Consider the following 20,222-nt stretch of genomic DNA (forward strand, 5'->3'; position numbering starts at 1 on the left):
AATGCGCCCTCAAAAAGGAAAAAATTCAACGATGAGCTAATTCAATCACTTCCATATCGCTTATCTGTGCCTCATTTAACACAAAACGAACAGCTGTTCGGACAGTATGAAAGCCATATTTACCTGCCGCCCCGGGATTAACATGTAAGAGGTTTAGCTTCGGGTCATTTATAACTTTCAAAATATGACTATGTCCGGCAATAAACAACGACGGACGCTGTTGCAACAATTGTTCCCGAATACCCGGGGCATATTTACCGGGATAACCACCAATATGAGTCATAAAAACAGGAAGTCCTTCGCAATCGAAGCTATTAATTTTTGGCACACGTTGACGTATTTCCGTCCCGTCAATATTGCCATAAACAGCCCGTACCGGCTTAAAATTCTCCATTGCATCCAACACCTCTTCCGAACCAATATCTCCGGCATGCCATATCTCATCTACCCCCTTCAACAATTTATAAAAAGAAGGATCGAAGAAACCATGTGTGTCCGACAATAAACCTATTTTAAGCATTTATAATTGTATCAAAAATTATTCATATTCTCCGGGAAGCGATATTTTAGGCCTCCTCCTTATGATCGGGCATCGTGAGAATAGGCATCGACCAGTTGAAATGAATTGAGAGCAAACGAATAGAGATTATTGCCACAACGGTAAATATCTGGTTGAGTGCTGAATCCATTCCAAGCCATCGAAGTAATATATATATTATAGCCCCTCCAATACACGCTGTTGCATATATTTCGCGATGAAAAATCAGCGGCAGATCGTTGGTCAAAGTATCGCGTATAACACCGCCAACCACCGCTGAGGTCATGCCCATCAAAACAGCCACCAAAGGATGCATACCCAACAACAATGCTTTTTCGACACCAATAACAGTAAAAACGCCAATTCCAATAGTGTCAAACAAAAATAACGTTCGTCTTAACTGAGCCAAAAAACGACGAAACAAAACAGCCAAAATTATACCAATCAAAATGACTATGAGATAACCGTCTGATTGCAACCACGTAACAGGCTGAACCCCAAGTAGTAAATCACGGGTAGTGCCTCCCCCTATGGCAGTAACCACACCAATAAACATAGCGCCAAACAAATCAAGACGCTTTTCGGCCGCAGTCAGCACACCGCTCATGGCAAAAACCATTGTCCCTATGTAATCAAGTAACAGGAGTAAACTCATGGCATGAATTTTACCACAAAGAAAACAAAAAAATAATAGCCCACGACTCAAGTCACAATCGCATTAAAAATTTAATTAAACATGATTCAAAGGCTATGACCAGTCAACATAACAGCAACATTGAGTTACGGTTGGCTGGAAAGTCCAACATAGGGATTATGCTTGCTCTCAAAATATTCATTTACGCCAGTAAACTCAAATCTATCGGGCTTCGCAAGTCTTAAAAAACAAGTCAAAAACTAACATCCGACAATTTACCTCCCCTTTTTGGATAATTCAACACGCATCCAACAACTCTCTTATTCATAATTTTACAATAATTTCATTTTACATAGTTAATTAAAAATAAGATTATGAAAAAATTCTACTCTTTAATCATTGCGTTATCCGTGTCAAGCCTGATAAACATCCAGGCTCAGGAATGGAATATTTCAGGTGATTCCTTTAAAGATCTGGGAACGCTAACAGCGACAACTACTGTAGACGGACTAACGATCCACGCCACAGAAGATGCCACAGTGGTCATCGATGCCAACAACAAAACGCTCGACGATATTAGTTACACAAGTCGACTAAAACTAGGAGGTTCAGGTTCTTTTGACGCCGAGACAGGAATGCCTCTAAGCAGAGTCTTAAGCTTCGAGATTGACGGACCAAAAACTATTTCCGTCATATGTATATCATCTTCCAGCTCAGCCGACCGAATTTTAAACATTGCAGCCGGAACATCAGACAATATCCTGGCTGAGGCTCCTGCCCCAAAAGAACAACCAATCCAAAGAACTGATATCAACTACACGTTGGAAGAAGCAACAACCATTTACCTCTATTCTCCCAGCAGTGGCGTTAACATTTACAATATCATCGTTAGCGATTATGTGCCAACGGCCATTAATAATCCAAATGCAACGGCTGACTTACTTAAAGTAGAATACTTCAACATCAGTGGAACAAACATGGGCAATAACTGGAACACACTCCCTAACGGCCTATATATTACAAAAAAAACCTTTAGTGATGGAACAATTAGCACAGAAAAATTAGTAAAATAATTTACAACACAAATCCACTAAAGTTAATTCTCATTTAAAACTTATGACTCCGGGACGAAAGAGTGATTAGACCTTGCACTGTCACTATTTGTTCCGGAGTTCTTATAATTATTTCAATGCCCTGAAAGAAAATTTTTTATATCCTAAATCCGCAAGGCTTTCAACCTCTCATGCCAAACGCAGATAGTCATAAATCTTTAGGAATCAAACAAGTGAGTCAATTCAACATAGATCAGCACATTTTCGATTGGGAAAAGACCTGGTTTAACACCAAAATTTTGTATTAACAGCATGACATAAATATGATCACATCATATAGTTATTCTATATAATAAACAGTTGACAACGACATACGACAACTAAATTGTGTTTGTCTATAAAGTCAACTACTTCGTTATGCTTGTCATAAAAACAGTCATTTACGAAAAGTAAACTGACTTCGTCTTCTTCCTCCTTGTAAAGCATAATCAAAGCATTTATGAGATAAATCCACAACAACAGCTTTGCTTCTGCCTTTACTTCGTTCGTCAGTCCCTTGATTTTTATGACTTCGCGAGCCTCGTATTTGAACTTTATATTTCAAACACTTAGTTTATGGACAGACTTGAAATAACCTTCTTTCGATTTAAAACCATTTATAATTCAATATCAATATATATTTAAGTACTTCCCAAAATACAAACGGACAAAAAACATCATAAAATACTACAATACAACACATTAATAAATATATCAAAAAAAAACTATTAACGTATATTTGAATTCAATTACGCCTAACTTACATTCACACACTATTATAACACACTACTAAACAAACCAATAAGAGAATACTCCATAAAAACATGTCGCAAAACAGATAATAAAGTACTGCTTTGGCTTAACTTTATCCTACCTTTACTCTAGTTTTAGTATCAAACACTAATGTTTAACAATAAAGAAAAGATCTATAATTATGAAAATTAGAAAAAGCATTTTGCTTTTAATGCTCATAACTTCAACTTTCCCATTGTTAGCCCAACAACAACTAAATTGTACAAAAGGGGATATTGTTGTTGCCGGAACATCAACCATTCACGACTGGGAAATGGAAGCCAACACATTTAAGGCAAGCGCCACCATGACTCTAGATAACGAAGGAATAACAACCATTTCCAATGCAGTTGTTACAATAATTACTGAGAATTTAAAAAGCGAGTCCTCATCAATGGACGATAAAGCGTATGAAGCATTGAAAAGCGAAAAATTTAAAACCATCTCTTTTCAACAAACTTCCGACATCAAAACACAAACGTCCAGATTCACCGCTCAGGTAAAAGGGAATATGACCATTGCAGGACAAACAAAACCTGTACTACTCAATGTTTCAGGCCATATCACCGGGAGTAAAGAAATAAATATAGCAGGAACAATTAAACTAAAAATGACGTCGTTTGGCGTTGAACCTCCCAAAGCGATGATGGGAGCTATCAAATCCGGCGATGAAGTCACCATCGAATTCAAGACCACCTTCAAATAAATCAGATAAAAATTTTTACTATGAAAACCATGAAAAGACGAACACTACTGATGGCTTTTATGCTATCAATTGGCATTGGTATTTATGCACAATTTGAGGAAGACAAATTAAATCCTGAAGATTTTAAAGATCTGAAAGTAAAGGTTGGAGCCGATTTTGCGCTGCAATATCAGGGCATAAGTCATGAAGCCGATGTCGAGCTTATCGACCTGAAAAAAAACATCAATCTGCCCACAGCAAATATGGATATCATAGCCGATCTGGCGCCGGGTATTCGACTGACTATGAACACATTTATGTCATCCAGGCACCACAACGAAGCATGGGTTGAAGGTGGTTACCTCCTTATTGATTATCTACCCTTCCTGCCGGCTGCCAATGAAATAATGAAATACGTAACGATAAAGGCCGGCGTTATGATGCCTGACTATGGTGACGCGCATTTTTTCCGCAGCACCAATGCGGCTGTCACCAAAAACCCATTTGTGGGCAACTGGATTATGGATGCATACACCACCAACCCAGGTATGGAATTCGCATTCCGCAAAAACGGCATTCTAGCTGTTGTGGGAGCAAACAATGGACGTATGAACTACGGCCGGGGCGGCGATCTGGGCGAAGATCTTGTGTTTAACTGGAAGCTGGGCTACGACACCCAACTAAACGAAAATATGAGACTACGGGCCACCCTGTCTGGCTTTCACGTAGGCGACGGGCACAGTGGTGCAACGTTGTGGGATGGTGACCGGGCAGGAGCCCGATACTACAATGTGATGCAATTGTACGATGCCACAACACCATCAAATAACACTTCAGATGCCAACTTCCGCTCAGGCCGATGGAGTCCGGGAGCCAACCAAACTGAAATGAATGCCTACATGGCTAACCTGTTTTTTGAGGTCAATGATCTTCAATTATTTGGAATATACGAGACAATGAAAGGTGCTAAAGGCACCACCGATCAGGAATTTTCACAATTGGCAGCTCAGGCCATTTATCACATTGGCGATTTCTATGTAGGCGGTCGTTGGAACAAGGTAGAAGACAAATTATCGGATTCCACAGTTGAACGTTATAATCTTGGTGGCGGCTGGAATATGATCAAATATGTTGTGGTTAAACTCGACTATGTCAATCAAAAATATGAGGGCATCGCTCACGGTGCCATTGATGGTGGAAAATTCAATGGAGTTGTAATTGAGGCTGCAATTTCATTCTAAAAACAATTTTAAACAATGAGAGACTGTCTGACAAGCAATAAATCGAGCTTACTAAAAAACGATTAAACTTAGCAGACAGTTTCTTATAACATAATAGTCGAAGTCATGCACTCGCCAATAAAAAGAGTTATCATGGCAATCGTCAATTGCCGTTTAGAGACCGCAAAATTTATTTTAAGGACTGAACTAATTAATATTAGTAAGAAAACGCAAGTGCTTGAAATAAAATGTTCAAATTCAAATCTGGCTAAGTCCGGGAGATTGAAATCTACGACAACAAATGATCATTTTGGAAAAAAACAGAATGCAAAAGTTGGACTTTTATTACTAGCTCCAACTATACTTGTTACAACGTTAATATCACCAGTAATCGAAGCCCAGGTAGCATCAAAAAACACTTCACAAACTGAGTGTTCCAATTTTGTACGAATTGAAGGCTCTTCGAACGTAAATCAATTCTATTTCGAACAATTTATAAACGATTGGCAGACAAAAGAAATCTCCTTTAATCAGGATAAGGACACCATTATCCTAAAGATCCTGGCCAGCAATTTCGTGCCATCAATACCTATGATGTACGAGGACTTTATACATCTGATCAAAGCAGACCAACATCCGGAAATACAAATTACAATAGAAACGCCACCGGACATCTGGTGGAAGCAGGACAGCCTAAACCAAATAAACACAAAAATCACCATTCAACTGGCCGGCACCAGTAAAAAATATGAGATCCCGGGCACATTTCAAATCTGTCACAACCATTCTCTTCATCTAAAAGGCGCTATAACACTTAATTTAACCGATTTTGATCTACACCCACCTAGCAAATTCATGGGGATGATTAAGGTTAAAGACGAAGTATTTGTTAAATTTGGTCTCGTACTGGAAGACAAACTAATAATAAGTAATTTTGAAAATCACTACCAAAACTCGATACGGAATTAGAGCAATACTTGAAATTGCAAGAGAGACCAACAATAATGGAATCTATCAAAAGGAGATATCCCGACGTCAGGATTTATCCCTAAAATATCTGGATCAAATCATTCTGGCACTAAAAACGGCCAACCTCATCATGAACGTAAAAGGGAAAAAAAGTGGTTACATCCTCACCAAACCAGCCAACCAAATATCTCTCCTGGAATTATTTAATGCTCTGGAAGCCGAAACTTACGTCGTTGATTGCATTGCGCCTTCATACGTCTGCGAAAAAGAGTCCTATTGTACCATGAAACAATTCTGGTTAGGACTTGACAAAATAATCACCAACTATTTCCGCTCTTATACTCTTCATGACCTTCTGGAAAAACAAATTAATATTGAAGCACTTGTCAACATCCAACCTGACGGCAGTAGCTGTTCGGAAACGACTCCGCAAAAAAAATAAAGCAACTACAGAATAAAGAAGCACAACACCATAGAAACCACTTCAGATAAAAAATGCCGGTCCTTTCAAAAGACCGGCGAATAAAAAATACTTGTTCTTTGTCTGCCTCAGAGTAAATCCATCATTTTAAAAACAAAGTCAAGAAAAAAATCTGGTATTCAGAAAGCCCCTTTCATAAACAGACAATATAAAAACAGCCTCAAATCTATCTCAATCTTGATTCCACGTCAGGGTCATCAACTTCTCAAATGGTTCTTCACCACTAAAAGACTTGGCTCTTAATTCAAATACAAAAGAATCTGAATCGGCCTCCCTGAAATCAGATAAATCAAACGAGACCCACCCTTTCATGGCATAATTATATAAATCCTGATTGCGATTATGTCTAAATTCTAAAATGGGATAGCCATCATCATTTAAAGGTTTGCTCTCCTCCTGTATCAAATTTATAAAATGAATAGCGCCACCACCTCCATACACAAAACCAACATTCAGATAATTCCCCGACAACCAAACATCTTTAATCTTTACCGGATCGTTGCCAATGGAATCAGCGGTAGATGACGTTAGAGTGAATACACCTTTGGTTAAAATCTCACTAACGTCATTAATCTTTACATAATAATCGAACTCATCAGCGGCATCACCAAGAATTGTGTAATTAACCCAAATACGTTGCCCGTCATCAGGGTCAAAACCTTTAACGACTGAGGCAGAGGGAAACAACCGATCGCCATTATCAGTGACGATTAAGTAGGGATGCACGCTTCCCGACCGATCGATAGTTGCTGTGGTCACCCAAAAATGATCCATCGAATAGTCATTATCATCTTCACAAGCCTGTAAAAACAGGACTCCTAACAGCAATATGGCTGTTCTTAAAACATTTCTATTCATCTTTGAATCCTCCTTTTTTTTCGTAAGATGAAACACGAGTGATAGGGTTGCGTGATAAAATCCATCAATGAGAAACAATAAACATTGGTATTCCTCAAAGACTGAAATTTAAGTTCCCGGTCACAAATAAAAACTTTAAGATTAAATATAACGCCGATTTTATATTTACAAACAGCCTCTACGCACTACTTACCAATGTAATTTTACCGTTCAATAAGAAAAAAAATCTCATTCATCAAAAAAAACATATAATTCATCAAAAATCATTAACAGTTCAACGCCTAAGGCATAGATATTCATCATTTTTTACCATATTTACACGCTGAAATTGTTGCGCACCGAAAATAATGAGCCTAAGGGAAATCTATATAGTTAAAAAGGAATCATTTGTTACACGAAAAGTTGATAATGAGATGGTTTTGGTACCTTTGGTAAACAGCGTAGCTGATATGACAAAAGTGCTGACACTCAACGATACCGGAATTTCCATTCTGGAAGCTATGAATGGACAAAATACCGTTGAAGAGATCATTTCGCAACTTTTAGAAACTTATAACGTACAAAGGGAAAGATTGCAGGAGGATGTGGAGAGATTTATTGAAAATGCTATTTTAAAGGGAATTATAGAACCTCAATCCTGATATTTTTTTGCGCAAGACGACTACATGACTCAAAACAGAAGCCATAAAATTAAAAAAAATTACCAATCTCCTTTAATTGTAGAGGTTGGTATTGATAATTATAGCACTCTGCTGGCACAGTCTACACCGCCAGTGGAACCTGAAACATCATCTTTACCATCAGATTCAAAAAAAAAATTATTCCCCGACAGCCCAACCACGGATGATCCGTTTGGCGGTTCTTCGCCCGATTACCGATAGTCACAGCAGCTATGAAATATTACATCGCGGCATGCAGTTTGGAAATAAAGGCTGGTAAAGCTATCCAATTGAAACCTTTCGTTGGAAAATATTTCATAACACCAATTATTCTCCCTTCGATTAATCTAAAAGGAATCGCATCCTTACAACCGGCCAACTTATTAGAAGGTTATAACCTTGTTTTTTCCGGACAGTCTTTCGATGATGTGCAAATACCATATGACTGGTTCATCTTAAAAAAGAAGGAAATAATTGCGATTCAAATACTATTTCAGCAACACGAAATAGTTAAAGAGGCAACCGCAATAATAAATCCGAAAACAAGCGAAATAAACCTCTATTTTGAGCCAATAATAAAATCAAAGCCATTGGTCATCGATCCATTGTCTCACCCGTTAGGGTCGTTAATATATGTATATATGGCTCATCTGACAGGTGGCATCTTGATACATGCGTCTGGCGTCGAACTCAACACATTCGGTCGGATCTTTACCGCTGTGTCAGGCACCGGCAAATCCACAATGGCAGGGTTATGGAAAAATTATGGTGCTTCAGTTGTAAACGACGATCGGTTATGGCTCCAAAAAATTGAGGGGAAATGGTATATGTTCAATACGCCCATGGCGTGGTATGCCGATAAACCCAAAATAGCAGCGGTCAATGAGATCTTTCTCATCCGACAATCTCCAAATAATGAATTAGAAAAAATTGAAGGTATCTCTGCTGCCATGAGAGTTATGAGTAACTGCATCCAACATTTCTACGATAAACAAATGACATCTGACCACCTGGACCTGATACTCGATATCACGCGTCAAGTTCCTGTTTATACCCTGGGCTTTAAACCCGACAAAAGCGTAGTCGAAATGCTGTCGGCATTATAAACAGATCAAAATGTGTCCGAATGGTCAATTTGACATAGCTCCTAATTTCTCTTTGTTTACATCTGCCAGGTGAATGTTTTTTGTATACTCACTTCAAAATCTAATTAGGGTTTGTCTAAAGTCAACGAATTAGTTTCTGGACAGGCATAATTAACTCGCATTTTTCAAGCTTTAAATGCCTCACATGACAAGTGCATATAATTTGTTTCCTATAAACATAAAAAACTCACCAAAATAGCCATCTTTCTTTGTTGGCAACAATCTTACTCATAGTTCTGTTTCATATGTTTATAATTTGGTTGTTAAGGTCACATGAAACTCGCCGGAATAATCATCCCCCTTTGTGAAAGGCTCGTTTCATCTGTCTCCGAAGTTTTCAGACAAACAAGATCGAAATTCTATTCAAACGCATCCTACAATAAAAAGGCAGGAAAGAACTGAATTACACTACAAATTCAGACTTCCCCGCCTATAAACTTAACCAATCAACCAGTTATAATGGTCGTTTCATCGAACCAACTTCTTCGATTCGATCAAACCATTTGCCTTAACAACGACCAAATAGACACCCGAATTTTCCGGTAAAACGATAAATGTCTTGTTGGTATTCGCTTTAAATTCACTGACTTTAGATCCACTAACTGTATATACTTCAATTGAGCCGGGACCATTGGTCAAAAGCTTTCTGTCGATGCTAACAATGGCACGACCATTAACACCTACAATATTAATTCCGGCAACGTCAGACTCCCCTAATAAATCTTCAATTCCTGTTGTAACATCGTCATCATTCCCCTCTGTTGGCGGTGCATTAAATCGGACTGTAAAACGATCGCTATTGGTGCCCAAAGTAACCGGCGTATAAGTATACTCATTGGTCTCACGAAGATTCACTGTTTTATCCAATAAATTATCCTTTAACTCAATCACGTCATCCGTATAATATTTCGACAATTCAAATGTGAGTGTTACCTCCCCAGCGACTCGATTACGCACAACCAAAGGTAAATCATAAGGACCTTCAAACTTAGGCAGCCCATTAATAGCAAAATTTAGACCCTCAGAAGTGGTATAAACCTCCGGTATTTTGGTAGAACTGTTAAAATATTTAGGTGAATCACCCGCATCCGAACCCACTGTCGCCTCATCTGAAAAGTAAACCACAGCTCCGTCTCTACTGCTGGTATTAGCTGAAACGATACGCAACACATCCACATCAGAGGAAGAGCTGCTCTTATTAACGCTACTACTTTTTAATAATGAACCAGACAATCCATGAGATCGTTGACTAGGCGAAACCACAAAATTAACGGAAGTCGTTCCCTCGACGTAAATCCACGCACTCTGATAAGGTGGTATCAAAGCCAACTCCTCTTCATTAAACATGCTAACATCATCGGGATATAAAGCAGCCCTGGCATATTCAGGCGCGAAACGGTTATAGGTAACAAAGGCCATTTCCTCATTCACCCGGGTACGATACCACAAAGTACCTTGAATATTCGGTCGGGCCCAGCTTTCATCCTGCCAGTTTAACGAAGCGGGATAGGGATTCCCAAACAGATAATACTTTTTCACATCTAAAGTACGAGCCACCTCTTCCGAATTCAAGGTGCCGGTGTACTCAATAGTACGTTCAGATTCCGAATTTGTATATTTAACCAAGGCCCCTTCGACATTTTCGATGGTAGGATTTGTTGCAGAAGCATCGTATTTTATCCATCCACCTCTTTCCAAATAAACTTTAGCCCCTTCATATTCTGCACCAAAGTCAGCAAAAGTGGCATTTTTCATGGGGCTAGCCAAATAATACCATTGATTGGTTGGCAAAGTCAATCTAACCTTTGCCTTACCCGTAACCGAACCATTGGTTATCAATGAAGCCAATCCATCAGCTCCTGTTGTATTTTCCAGAACTAAACCACCTTCAGCCTTAATGGTTAAATCGCCATTTACATTTACCTTAGAACCTAATGTTAAAGTCAATAAACCACCGGCGTTAATGGTAAGATCATTAAAATCATAAGATGTTGAAATAACAGCCGGATGCTTCATTTCAGAGGCGATAGTAACATCTGAACCACTGGCCGGCACCACATCACTACACCAATTTTCACTATTTGACCAATCGGAGTCTGCATTACCAATCCACAACCCGGGAACGGCATTAACAGTCACTGTTATCTCATTACTTACAACTTTGCAGCCCTTATCGGTTTGACCAACGACCACAATCTTCTGGTTATCTAAAAGATTCTGCATAGCCACAGAGGTGAAAGAACCATCCTGTACAGAGCTGCCATCCATTTGAAAATCGAATGAAGACCAACTTCCTTCGCTAGTTTGAGCCGTAAACGTTGCCTGATTATTGACACAAAAAACATTATCATCATCGTCAGACGTCAACGTTACAGATGAAACAGGATTAACAGTAATCTCCAGTTCGCGTGCCGCACTTGTGTTACAGCTATTCTCGGCTGTTACACTAAGGGTACCACCGGTTGCATCATTCTCAAAAGTTAACAAAGCGCTGTTATCTGTGTCGTTGACAGTAACACCCGATCCGGAGTAACTCCAAATATAGTTAACTGTTGCATCCAAAGGTACCACGTAGGATACATCTTCAGAACCGCCACAAACCTCAGAATCGAAAGTTATAAATTCACCCGGTTGTGCTGCAAGCAATGGGAATACCACTGATACATCATCCCAGGACTTACAAGCTCCGTTACTAATGGTCCAGCGTAACACATAAGCATTGCCATTAACACCTCTAAACTCGCTGTCAGCAGAAGTCGGGTTGATCACAGTACCACCATCACCTGAGATAATAGTCCATAAACCCGTCCCAACCACAGCGCTGTTGGCAGCCAGCGTAGCCTCATTATCACCACATAAGGAGATATCTGCTCCGGCAATAGCTGCTGTAGGCGTAGCATAAACAGTTACAACTGACTTATCTACGGCTCCTGTAGCCGCTCCGGTGTTATACGAGAAACTGATTAATTGATAATCGCCCGCCTGATCAGTTGGCAAAACATATGGAACAGCAGAGACTGTCACCGGAGCTTGCTCTACGCCATCTATCGAATAGGTTAAGACATAATCAAAACCAATGGGATCGGACGAAGTAAATGTAACAGGTATGCCAGAAGTTTCACCACAAAGATCACCTGTAGGCGTAAATTTAGCCTTTGGTTTAACCGTATTAACAGTGGCTGTGGTAACACTAATGCTACCTGAGACCGGAATTTCAATACGTGAAGCACTACTTACGGTACCGTCATAATCGGTTCCCGAGGCGGACGATGCCACTTCATTCCATTGTGACGATGTGGCATTATAACTAGCCACCCGCATATCATCAGTTCCACTAACCGTAATCAGTGGCGTTATATCACTAACGTCATCCCAGTCTATATTAACCACAGCAGCATTACCGGAAGTCGCAGAAATATCCCAGTATTCTTTGGAATTGACATAAGTCAATGGAGAAGCATACTGCGCATACGTGTCATTGGGTGAAAAATAGGTAACGGTCCAGTCAACCGTTCCGGTTTGAGAAGCTGTTAATGTCAATTTATTGCCCAATGCAGATTCGTCACCTACCGGGAAATTAAAGGAACTACCCTGACTAATACGCTTAATCATAGGTCCATCAACATAAGAAGTGGCCGTACCTCCGGCTGGAGAAACACTATTTGAAGAAGTATTTGTAACAGTTAAAGGCGCGTCAGATTCGGTATGAATCAAACCATTGGTCAGCATGAGCTTACCTGAAACATCGGTCGCTCCATTAAGCGTAAGTCCACTGGCATTGGCTATTTCTAGATTATAAAAAGCATTGTCACCGTCAAAATTGCCCGTCGCTCCACCAACCGTTTGTGCAGCATCACCAGCAAAACTCACCGTTGCGTTACTACCGCTGCCTGCGATAAATCGACCGCCGTTATACCGCTCGAATGTACCCTTTATATTCAGCTTTTTATTGTTAACACTATTATCGAGGGTTGCGCCGTCAATCACCAAACTATGACAAACAGTAAGATCAACATTTGGTAAAATACGCGACCCGCTACCCGAAATTTTTAAATTAGGAATAGCTGTAAACAAATCAGCCACAATATTATAATCAGAATTACCTCCCAACTCCAATGTCGCATCACCACTACAATCAAAAAACGCAGTATAACGCCCGGCTGGCATCAGCGCATCCTCCATATACAAGGTTCCGGAGCCTTCAACCAGGCCCAGGTTATGACCATAAGTATCTTTATCAATGATCAGTTTTGAGTTAATAATCGTTTTATAGGCAAATCGATAATTCTCTGTAACCGAAACCTCTGAATTGATAATAACAACCGCTCCATTTGGACCTCCATCGGGACAATCAGGAGCCGTTCCCACGGGCGTCCAAATAGACGCATCGTTCCAATCCCCGGTAACATTCGCCTCATAAGTAGGAACTTCATCCGGAATATCCTCATCAAGACCAGCCGTATATTCGCCATTAACATCACTCAATCCGCTGAAAGAAATAACATTATTAGCTTCATCCACATTATCAGTGCCAGCACCGGCCGATGCCTTTGACCAACTGGTGGAAGGCGTTAGTAATCGGGCTGCTACATAATTCCCCTCATCACTATTGTCCTGCATGACATCATCCTGACTATAGTGGAAATACAGTTCACCGGAAAAACCTGAAATTCCGGTATTCTCAACTTCCCAATAATAATTAAGCACCCGATAAGGACTCATCGCCGACGGATGTTTGGAATTAATCGTGTTTACCCGTATATATCCGGCCGTTCCATTATTATTAATATTTAATACAGCCGGTGTATATTTGCTACCCAGCCCCATTGGAAATGTAAACGAAGTAGCGGAGGTTATTTTAGGAAACAACTTACGAATTCCAACATTACTATAGACACCATCGGAAGAAATCATCTTTGATGAGCTAAAATTGCTTCCTTCAATGATGGCATTTTGACCCAGCGACAATAAATATTTATTAATATTAAAAACGCCGGAAGTAAGAACCAGATTTCTATTCATTGAAATCTGATTGAGCAATCGGGCCCCATACAAATCATTTAATTCCAAACGATCAAATGTTCCCGTACCTGAGATCTGGTGTTCCTCACTGCCTCCCGACAACATCACACCACCAGCTGCATCCTGACTGACAAAAGTGGCTTTATTAATCAAATCGCCATTTAAGGTAACTGTATTGGCATCCAGCAGCAACGAACCCGCGCCCGAAGCCAACTCCATATCATTATAAACAGTCACATCCTTGTTAAAAGTCAATGAAGTGACAGAACTCATCTTCAAATCGTAAAAGGAAGTAGACGAAGAGCCTCTCAATTCCTGTGTGCCACCACCAAAAGTGGTGAGATTTTCATAATGATTGTAAGATCCGTTATTTTCAAAATCACCATTAATGGTCAGATTGATATTAAAATTGCTGTTGGCGTCGAAAATACTGTTGACATTTGACAGAATCAAATCACCATTCAAAGTCAACGGACTTACCAATAATTCAACGGTCGCATCAAGGTCACTTGCCTCATAACCGGTCACCGTAATATTGTTAAGAGGAACGTTAGCATCGAGCAGATAAGTTGCGGCATAGCCACTTTCTTCATTGGCAAAAATAATACCACCCCCGGTAACCGACGAAGCGGCCGGTCGCAAATACAAATCGCCATAAGCATCGCCGCCCCCACCACGAATGAGTGTTAACGTACCTCCCGACATATTAAACTTACTTCCGGTATTAAGCACTTCCAACTTGGCATTGGTAGTATTGGCGTTACGGCCATTAATGATAACTTCACCTCCACTTTGAGTATAACTTAAAATACCACTATTGGTAGAAACGTTACGGCGAATCTGACCATTAATAACCAACTGACCACCACGAACATCAATGGCTGAAGCACCTCCGCCGGAATACTCTATATCGTTATTATAATTCGGTGCAGAAACAGGTCCCACATAAACATCTCCATTAACAACGGTCAGCTTACCATTTAAATACACATCATTGGTGTTTGAATTCCCATTTGCCAAAAGCACACGCTTGTTGTTACTTCCTTTAACATAATCAATCCATAATCCTGCCGTTGGCGGAATGGTAAACGTACTACTTGTGGTAATACTGAAATCTGAATTGGGATTATTACGCTCATATTTAAGTGTTCCATTTTCCAGTGTCAACCAGTCATTAACAGGGGTCTCCAGATCACCTTCAATATCAATGGTTAATGTGGTTGCCTGTGAAGAACCTTTATTAACTGTCACCTCGTCGAAAATGGTAGAAGGTGAACCCGACTCATTGGTAACTAAAGCATTGTCATCACCGAAAAAAGTCAACGGGATATCAGTAAAATTACATCCCCGGTAAGCATTTTCGCCTCCACCAAACGATGCATTATTAATTAAATCCCCCCCGATTTTAATACTTTGACTATAAGCATTACTGTACACCATGATTCCGGAGCTTTCCCCGACAATTAGATCACCATCAATCACAAAATTCTGGGCAAAATTATAATTCCCATAAAAAATCAATGCGCCACCCTGTATATCCAAATTACCATTAATGGCAATTGTCTTAGCTTTACGGGCATAAGGTGCTTCTGGATAATTTGAATTCCACGTTGGCAAAAACCAGGATTCGGAACTACTACCATGGGTTACCAAATTGCCATAGATGGTTAAGTCAGTATTACCAAAAATAATATTTGCGCCCCCTGCAGGCGAAATCGTAAGATTTCCATAATTGTCAACATCACTGGGTAACCAATAGGTCGTTCCGGCAACTTCATTAATGGTATATAACTCAGTCGTTCCCAACTGAGTATTAAACTCCGAAAAATCACCATTTGGAAACTCAAAGATACCACCAGAACTATACTGGGTGCTCACCCTTAATAAACCATTTCCATTGGGATGCGACAGCACCATACCAAAATTACTGGAAGGACTATACTTTACATCTAAAACTCCACCTGCTTCAATTTGCAAGCTGGCACAATTTCGGACATCCTCATCTTTCGTATTCCAATCATCTCCCCACCATGTATTTCTCTCTGTTCTATCCAAAGAAACCGTATCTCCATCTCCAATAATAACGACATCGCCCTCGCCAGGAACACTCGAGGCCCTGGAGCCATCATGCCCTGTGGTTGACCAGGTATCTCTATCACCCCATAGGCCAGTTTGCCTGCTGTAAAAAATAGTCGGGGTACCAAAAGCGCCAGATGCACCGGCGGTATAATCGCCATTTAGAAAATCCGAACTTTGAGTAGGACTTGTCCAATCTGCTATCACATTATTAGTTGCGTCAACATTGGCCGTTGAACCGTAGCTCCATGTGTAATTAGTAGCATCGTAAACGGCAGGTACATAATTACTCTCTGTACCGGCCACATTACTTTGGTTGTATTCAAAGCTATGCGTTACTTTTCCGGAAAAACCTGTAATACCCTCAGATTTAACGCGCCAAAAATAGCTCAATGAGATGCCTTTGGTTGAAGTTACCGTATGTTCATAATTAACCGGAACCACCGTAACAGTCCCATAAGTATCGGGAGCCGAAGAAAAACCCAGGGTCGCCGGCGTATAATCGGCAACACCTACCGGGAAGACTTTCGATTCAACGGCATCATAGGTCATTGTAATACCACCATCGCCAGCCGTACCGGCAGTACGCACATAGCTGGAAGCATCGGCACTGTTAAACGAGGCATCAGCCCCCATCTTTAAATTATAGATTCCAATATTCAGATGTTTATCACTACCAAAGGTCAATACTCCGTTAACAGTGGTATTGGCAGCCAAAGATACGGGGGCATCGTCGCTATTGGTATTGATAAGTGTCAGATTCTGAAAAATACCATCACCATCACCACTGATGGTTTGAGCTGAGGATCCATTTAACAATATAGAGCCGTCTCCAGTGTGAATACCTGAGTTAACCACATTCCCGGCCACGGATAAAACCAGCCCACCGTCGTTAAAAGCACCTTTAGCGAGATCGAAATCCCCTAGTACCGTCAGTGCGTTGCTGCCGGCCATCTTTAAATAACCGCCTGATTTAGTCACCGTCAGATTATTTAGCCCGGCAGCACCATTATTAATGATGCCATTAACCGTAAACAACTGGTTTCCGGAACCATTAAATGTCGTTGTATTGGTTCCTGAGTTATAAGTTGCATCTGCACTAACCGTGAAATTTCCACCTACAGTAACATCTTCGCTATTAGCGGAGAAGATTCCTTTGGTCAGTGTTATATTTTTCAAGATTGTTAAAGGATAACCGGATCCTAACGTAAGTGTGGAAGTACCTGCCGACCGGTTCAAAACCATATTTCCAAAAGGTGCATTGCTGCGTATAATAAAATCAGTACTCCCTGTCAACGGCAAAAATTCAATGGTTCCGCCTGTCACATTAATATTATTGACGCCGGCATATATATCAACCGCATATCCATTATCGCCCGACACATCATAAATCTGAATGGTACCGCCGGACATTATAAAGACATTGGTTGCAGAATTGACATTAAAAGTAGCCTTACTTCCATCCAATACTGTACTATTAATGGCCGTATTAATCGTAGCCACCGTATTGGCTCTCAAATCGGATACCGAGGTATACGCTGACGGCGTACGTTGATAACGCCCACGTAAAGCCACGGTTCCGCCTGCTTGTTGATAACTAAATTTCCCTTCAGAGCCACCTGCGGCACGTATCTGTTTGGTATCCAGATACCCGCCGTTTATTTCCAACTGACCGGAAGCAACATCCCAGGTAATAATACCACCGGATTCGCGCGTTGACAGATAGCCGTCGTTAATAACCAACTTACCATAGATAGAAAAAGATTGTGCGCCTCCACTTGGTGCCAATCCCACATCGTTGTTACTGGTAGCCGAAACTCCGTAGGCTGCATTAATCTCCTGATAACTATCGGCCGTTGATAACACAATAACCTCAGGCCCATTGAGCTCCAAAGCACCATTGGCCGGGATAAAATAATCACTATTGGGATTACCGCCTGAATTCCCCTCTGTGAGTGAAGGAATAACAGTCAAACCTTCCAATGACAAAGTACCCGTCTTAATCCATAATGCCTTTTTGAGTGACGGATCAGTTCCCCCATCTTCTCCACCCTGGTCAGTACGTCCAAACAGTCTGAAATGACTGTAAGTCGTCGAATTAACGGTCAATTTAAACGTCTGATCAGAACCTTTATCAAGCACCAAATTATAGAAATCAGTCGTGCCGTTACAATAGAGAGTGTTATCACTAGCCCCTCTAAAAAATACCGTTGCAAATCCCTCATCAGGGAAACTGTTGTAATCCGGCATCGTTTGATTGGTAAAGCGAACCGTGCCGTTATTGGTAAAATCACCATAAAGCTCAACCCGGTGCGAGTTATTAATATAATAATCAGGATATGATCCAATTACAGAGCCGCTCAAATCATCAGTACTGGTACTACCCGCACCCACCTTCAGTTGAGCACCGGCATAAACCTGTAAATCACCTTTTACAATCAGACTTCGCAAAACCGTTGAACTGCTATTACCGATACTAAAAGTACCGTTCTTCAACACCAGATTACCATTAATGGTAATATTACGCATCTGCGAGGCAGTGACCCCCGAAGCATTTAACACCAAATTGCAATAGGTGCCCTGGGAAGAGGTGCCCCATTCAAAATTGGCATTATTGTAATATTCGGTGGTACCACCACTTTCATCTACAAAAGTATTGGTTGTGGCTGACGGGAAAAAGAGTGAAGCAAGCCGTAAAGTTCCCTGACCTCGTAAATAAAGCAATCCGGATGAAAACTGATGTGTACTCATGTCTAGAACACCACCATCGGCAATGGAAATATTTAAATTGGACACACCTACATCACCTGGTAAAGTGACCGTACGTCCTGCCAGCACATAAACTTCAGCATATTCGTTGGGCACGGTTTCGCACACCTGTGTTGTACCGCTGGGGTCATGCGTCCATGTGGTAGGTTCGTTCCAATCACCTGATTTATAGGAATAATAACGAGTTATTGAAGGAACAACATTTAACTGCTCGGATGTTATCTCCGCGACTATCATTCCATTTCGAACAATTGAAAAGGTAATATTCTCTGTGCTTTGAACAGAAGGCGCCGTAACTGAAAATAGGTATGTTGCAGATGCATCCTGAACAAGGCCACCGGCATCGGCTGAAAATTGAGTCCCGTCGTTCCAGCTGGCAATCACTTGCACATCACCTGTATTCCAGGTCGCCTGACCTGTATTGGTCACCGTCATTGTAACAGACCGGCTTTCACCAACCTCCCAAATGGTTGAACCAACATCCACGCCTGATATCTCAGCCCGGTAACCGGGTGTATATGTTATAACAATTTGACCATCACCTCCGGCTCCACCGGCATAGGAATTCCTATTGGTAGCTTCACCTCCGCTACCTCCACCGCCGGGGACACTACCGTCTTCACCTTCATTGTTGCGAATAGATGCACCGCCCGCGCCACCGTTAGCGCCAGCACCTCCGACGCCACTCCAGTTACCACCTGTGTCGCCAGAATCACCGCTATTATTTATATTGCCACCAGAACCGCTACCGCCAACACCGGCAGTTCCTCTATTTCCGCCACCACCGCCACCACCAGTAGCTGTCAATGATCCAAAAACTGAAAAACCGCCATCACCGCCATCTCTACCATTACGCGCGCCGGCACTACCTCCATCCCCTACTGTATAGTTTATTGTTGCGCCCGGAGTCACGGTCAGAATCCCTTTGGTGTAACCACCGCCACCGCCACCGGAACCGCCATACCTGTTATATGAAGATCCGCCACCACCACCGCCGGCGCCCCATACTTCAACAGTAATAGTCGTAACACCGTCGGGTACGGTAAAATTTCCGGACGAACTTTTAGTGACCACCTCATCTGTCTGAGCAAAAGAGGAACTGCCCAACAACCACATAAAGGTAACGACTGCAATGAGTCTAAAGGGCATTAACAATAAATCAGAAAGTCTGGTTCCATTAGCAGACTTGCGCAGTAGATTCAGATAAAGGTTATTCATATTCATTCGTTTTAATAGCAAACTCTCAATCGTTAAAAATTAAACGATTACAAAAAATATATTCT

The 20,222-nt window shown here is 41.0% G+C and carries 12 protein-coding genes; 8 read left to right on the forward strand and 4 right to left on the reverse strand.

Annotated elements, in window-relative coordinates; translation table 11 throughout:
• Positions 1–25 precede the first annotated feature (25 nt).
• A complete protein-coding gene (locus ACT3CD_RS07435; protein WP_444644400.1) occupies positions 26–520 on the reverse strand; it encodes a metallophosphoesterase family protein in 495 nt (164 codons plus the stop codon).
• A gap of 46 nt (positions 521–566) precedes the next feature.
• Entirely contained in the window at positions 567–1,193 is a 627-nt protein-coding gene (locus ACT3CD_RS07440; protein WP_444644402.1) for a trimeric intracellular cation channel family protein, read from the reverse strand.
• A gap of 353 nt (positions 1,194–1,546) precedes the next feature.
• On the opposite strand from ACT3CD_RS07440, the gene ACT3CD_RS07445 reads away from it, so the two are divergent.
• The 5 genes from ACT3CD_RS07445 to ACT3CD_RS07465 all read left to right on the forward strand — a co-directional run bounded on the left by ACT3CD_RS07445 (position 1,547) and on the right by ACT3CD_RS07465 (position 6,371).
• Complete coding sequence (locus tag ACT3CD_RS07445) at positions 1,547–2,245, forward strand: hypothetical protein (RefSeq protein WP_444644404.1); 699 nt, start codon at positions 1,547–1,549, stop codon at positions 2,243–2,245.
• A gap of 952 nt (positions 2,246–3,197) precedes the next feature.
• Complete coding sequence (locus tag ACT3CD_RS07450; protein WP_444644406.1) at positions 3,198–3,761, forward strand: YceI family protein; 564 nt, start codon at positions 3,198–3,200, stop codon at positions 3,759–3,761.
• Between the two features lie 20 nt (positions 3,762–3,781).
• Positions 3,782–4,981: a hypothetical protein gene (locus ACT3CD_RS07455; protein WP_444644408.1), complete on the forward strand. Its 1,200-nt coding sequence runs from the start codon at positions 3,782–3,784 to the stop codon at positions 4,979–4,981.
• Positions 4,982–5,113: 132 nt separating this feature from the next.
• On the forward strand, positions 5,114–5,929 hold the full coding sequence (locus ACT3CD_RS07460; protein ID WP_444644410.1) for a YceI family protein: 816 nt from the start codon (positions 5,114–5,116) through the stop codon (positions 5,927–5,929).
• Positions 5,895–6,371, forward strand: a complete 477-nt coding sequence (locus tag ACT3CD_RS07465; RefSeq protein ID WP_444644412.1) for an RrF2 family transcriptional regulator — start codon at positions 5,895–5,897, stop codon at positions 6,369–6,371. The genes ACT3CD_RS07460 and ACT3CD_RS07465 overlap by 35 nt, the downstream gene beginning before the upstream one ends.
• Positions 6,372–6,581: 210 nt before the next feature.
• Here ACT3CD_RS07465 and ACT3CD_RS07470 read toward each other — a convergent pair whose 3' ends face one another.
• Positions 6,582–7,268: a NigD-like protein gene (locus tag ACT3CD_RS07470; protein ID WP_444644414.1), complete on the reverse strand. Its 687-nt coding sequence runs from the start codon at positions 7,266–7,268 to the stop codon at positions 6,582–6,584.
• Positions 7,269–7,615: 347 nt separating this feature from the next.
• Between ACT3CD_RS07470 and ACT3CD_RS07475 the strand changes: the two genes are divergently transcribed.
• From ACT3CD_RS07475 to ACT3CD_RS07485, 3 genes are read left to right on the forward strand one after another with little or no spacing between them, the layout of a single operon-like run.
• Positions 7,616–7,909, forward strand: coding sequence for a PqqD family protein (locus tag ACT3CD_RS07475; protein ID WP_444644416.1), 294 nt, complete (start codon positions 7,616–7,618; stop codon positions 7,907–7,909).
• Between the two features lie 24 nt (positions 7,910–7,933).
• Positions 7,934–8,149, forward strand: coding sequence for a hypothetical protein (locus tag ACT3CD_RS07480; protein ID WP_444644418.1), 216 nt, complete (start codon positions 7,934–7,936; stop codon positions 8,147–8,149).
• Between the two features lie 11 nt (positions 8,150–8,160).
• Positions 8,161–9,033 (forward strand): hypothetical protein, encoded by an 873-nt coding sequence (locus tag ACT3CD_RS07485; RefSeq protein WP_444644420.1) that lies wholly within the window; start codon positions 8,161–8,163, stop codon positions 9,031–9,033.
• 507 nt (positions 9,034–9,540) lie between these two features.
• Here ACT3CD_RS07485 and ACT3CD_RS07490 read toward each other — a convergent pair.
• A complete protein-coding gene (locus ACT3CD_RS07490; RefSeq protein ID WP_444644422.1) occupies positions 9,541–20,157 on the reverse strand; it encodes a glycine-rich domain-containing protein in 10,617 nt (3,538 codons plus the stop codon).
• Between the last annotated feature and the right edge of the window lie 65 nt (positions 20,158–20,222).

This window comes from Geofilum sp. OHC36d9 (assembly GCF_052400685.1).
In the GTDB taxonomy this organism is placed as follows: domain Bacteria; phylum Bacteroidota; class Bacteroidia; order Bacteroidales; family Marinilabiliaceae; genus CAZHHH01.